The sequence below is a fragment of the Actinoplanes sp. NPDC051633 genome (assembly GCF_040681735.1).
In the GTDB taxonomy this organism is placed as follows: Bacteria; Actinomycetota; Actinomycetes; order Mycobacteriales; family Micromonosporaceae; genus Actinoplanes.
Genome location: NZ_JBFAZH010000841.1, coordinates 1 through 3,460, shown reverse-complemented (window position 1 = coordinate 3,460; position 3,460 = coordinate 1). Strand labels below are relative to the sequence as shown.

Sequence of the window (3,460 nt, the reverse complement as noted above, 5' to 3'; positions counted from 1 at the left end):
CTGAAGCGGCGCGCAACCTCGCGCACCTTGATCTTCGGCAACAGCCTCCCCCGTTCCTGATCTTCAGTTCCGGAGCGACCGTAGCTCTCAGGTACGACAGAAGCCCCACGAATCACCCGAACGGGTAACACAAACGTTCGCCTCGTTGGCAACGTGCAGCGCAGATGGCTCACTTTCGTAAGGCTCGTGCAAAAGATTTGTATGCCGCCTGGCGGTTCACAGATGGACCTCGAACACGTTCCGTACGGCCTTCGCCCTCTCGTCGCCCGCCACGGCATGCCTGTTGACGTCGAGACCGCCCGGCTCGCTGGGCCGAGCTCGTCACCGCGGCCGCCGCCGGCACCGTCACGCTGATCACCCGTGCAGCCGGGCCGCCGCCAGCGCCGCCTCGCCGCCGCTCACCGTGGTTCACCGCCGAGCGCACTGGCGTGCACCCGGTCGACCACCGCATCCAGCACCGACGGCGGATGCACCACCAGCAGCCCTTCCCCCGGCATGCCGCCAGCAGCACCCGATCACCCAGGTCGACGCCGCACCAGCGGCGGGCCGCAATGGGCAGATGCAGGTACCGCTTCTTGTTCAACGCGAACAGGCCTTGGTCATCGGCTCTGACCAGGACCAGCCCGTCGCAGGGGCGGATCGCGAGGCGCTGGCCGGCCGCCCAGCCGAGCGCACCCACCACGACCAGGTCGGGGATGCGGCCCGCGACACCCACGATGCTCAGCCCGTACACAGCATCGGCCGGGCGCTCCTCGGCAAGCCGGATCAGCGGCAGCGCGCGGCAGCGCGCGGGTGTTTGAGGTCGGTCCAGCGGGGAGGTGGGGCGCCGCGGCCGCCGAAGGAGACAGATGGGACGACCGTCGGATTCCGCTCGGTCATGGCAGGCACCGCCATGCCGGAGTGACCGGAATTGACCACGTCAGGGATGCGCGTCAGGCGTGTTCAAACACGCCTGACCACCGGTACGTTGAGATACGCACGAGTGCTTCGAACCTGTGTCCGAGGGGGGACTTGAACCCCCACGCCCGATAAAGGGCACTAGCACCTCAAGCTAGCGCGTCTGCCATTCCGCCACCCGGACCTGCAATACAGCGTAGCCGGGTCTCACCTGGGGTTGCACCCAGGATCGGCGCCCCGGCGGGCCGCACAGGGAAGCACTTTACACGGCCCTCTCCGTCCCCCGCATGTGGCCCGCCGGGTGTCGCCGACCCGGACGAAACCGTACGAAATGATTTCGGGCCTGGCGGGCGGCGGGTGTACGGGGCAGCATGTCTCGGGTGTCTCAGCCCTCCCCGCTCGAGCCAGCCCGGCAGCGTGCGCACAGCCTTGCCGAGCAGGGCGATCGTGCGGCCGCCGTGGCGATGCTCGAGCATGCCGTCGAGCTCGGCAAGGTCAATCTCGGCGAGGACGATCCCGGGGTGCTGGGCGCGGCGCATCAGCTTGCTCGGCTGCACCAGGCCGATGACGACTTCTCCGCTGCTCGGCGGGTGCTCGAGGAGGCCTACGCGGCCGGTCAGTGGCGCCTCGGTGAGGCCGATCCGCTGATGCTGGAGATCTCCTACGACCTCGGGGTCGTGGCGGAGGAGCTGGGCAACCGGCATGAGGCTCGCAAGGCGCTCGGCCGGGTGGTCGAGGCCGGCACCCCGGTGCTCGGCGGCTACCACTGGGCCGTGCTCAAGGCGCAGGCCTATCTCGACGGTGACACCTCCGTCCTGCGCCCGGGCGCGCCCACCCCCGAACCGAAGCCGCACCCGGCACCACAACTCCAGGCCCCGCCAGAGCAATGGCCGCCGGTCCAGCAACAGATGCCCGTCCAGCAAGCGCAGGCAGTCCAGCAGCAAGAGCCGATCCGCCAAGCGTGGCCCGTTCAGCACGACATGCCGACCCAGCAGGTGCAACCGGTCCACATGCCGGCGCCGGTCGACGACGGGCTGACCGTCCAACAACCACTGCCGGTCCAGCCGGCATGGCCGATCCAGCAAGACATCACGGTTCAGCAGCCGGCCCCGGTCCGGCAATCGGCGCCGGTCCAGGATCTGCAGGCCGGCCTCCGAGGACAGACCTATCCGGTACGCGAAGAGGCGCGCCCTCCCGAAGAACCCACCGCTCTGATGTACCGGCCGGTCGAGCACCGCATCCCGGCCCAGCCCACCTACGAGACCCCGGGCGACGCTGCCGTCTTCCGGATCCAGTCGACACCTCAGCAAGCACCGACTGCCCCGCCGCCCGTGTCCTCGTACCCGAAAAGGAGCCCTGCCCTCTTCGCGGCGATCGCCGCGGTCCTGGCCGCCGCCATCGCCGTGGTCGCGCTGGTCATCGTGCTCGCTCAGCGCGACGACGCTGGCACAGGTAACGGCCCGGAGCCGGATGTGCCAACTCTCGGTGGCGGGCCCGCTCCGACCGATGTACAGGTCAGGGACTACGGCACCTCTGTGGAGATCACCTGGACGGATCCGGGGCAGGGCAAGAACTCGACCATCGTCACCGGTGGCCACCCCGGCGAGGTGCTCAAGCCGATGGGTGAGGTGGGACCCGGCGAGACGCGCTTTGAGCTGCGTGGACTCAATGATCAGCTGGAGTACTGCTTCGCGGTGGTGGCGGTCTACGGCACCAACTCGTTCGCGACCTCGCCGCAGAAATGCATCAAGCGGACCGGGCCGCAGAGGTCCGATTGATCATTACAGATAGCGATCAAAGTTATCCACAGGTGTAGTTCCACGGGTGTCCCCAAAGATGGACAGACCCCTATGATGGCCCGGTTCCGAAACACAACGGGGAGAGGAACCGCAGGCCGTGACCCCATCGAAGCGTCCTTGGCGCACCCGCGGTGGTCTCGTCACGATCGGCACCGTGCTCAGCCTGGTGACCGGTCTGGGCTTGACCGTGCTCGGTCTCGGCGCCGCCGAGCAGGCCGTGGCGAGCTTCGACGCGGCCTCGTGGGTGTGGAGCAAGGGCAAGGGTGAGATCGCGCGGGTCAACGGCGTGACCGCCCGGGTGGACACCCGCGTCGACGTCAAAGGCGGCCTGGGGCATCAGATGCAGGTGAGCCAGAACGATCGGTTCGTGATCCTGCGCGATGTGAACACCGGCGTGATCAGCTCGATGGATCTGGCTTCCCTGAAGGTCTTCGCGACCGCGCCGACCAACTCCGGCATCGGCGTCAGCGTCGCGCTGCAGGAGGACTCGGCCTTCGTCATCGACGCCGTGCAGGGCGTGATCCGGCAGCTGGATCCCCGGTCGCTGCAGCCGATCGGCCAGCCGTTGCGGTATCCGCCGGGCATCACCGGCGGGGTCTTCGACGGCGAGGGCCGGCTGTGGATCGCCGTGCCGGGCGAGGGCACCGTGTCGGCGATCACCGCGGCGCCGCTGGCGTCGGAGGCGCCGCAGGGCGGCCAGGGCGCCATCGCCGCCGGGCCGACGCAGGTGCGGACCGAGACGGTCGCGCCGCCGAGCCACGACC

General features: G+C 69.0%; 1 protein-coding gene, 1 tRNA gene and 1 pseudogene. 2 read left to right on the top strand and 1 reads right to left on the bottom strand.

Annotated elements, in window-relative coordinates; genetic code table 11:
- Positions 1-996 precede the first annotated feature (996 nt).
- Positions 997-1,081 (bottom strand) — tRNA-Leu (locus AB0M20_RS33085).
- Between the two features lie 196 nt (positions 1,082-1,277).
- On the opposite strand from AB0M20_RS33085, the gene AB0M20_RS33080 reads away from it, so the two are divergent.
- The gene (locus tag AB0M20_RS33080) at positions 1,278-2,675 is read left to right on the top strand and encodes a tetratricopeptide repeat protein (RefSeq protein ID WP_364304266.1); all 1,398 of its coding nucleotides are present in this window, start codon (positions 1,278-1,280) and stop codon (positions 2,673-2,675) included.
- Positions 2,676-2,793: 118 nt separating this feature from the next.
- Positions 2,794-3,460 (top strand): annotated as a pseudogene (locus tag AB0M20_RS33075) (hypothetical protein); the annotation flags it as partial.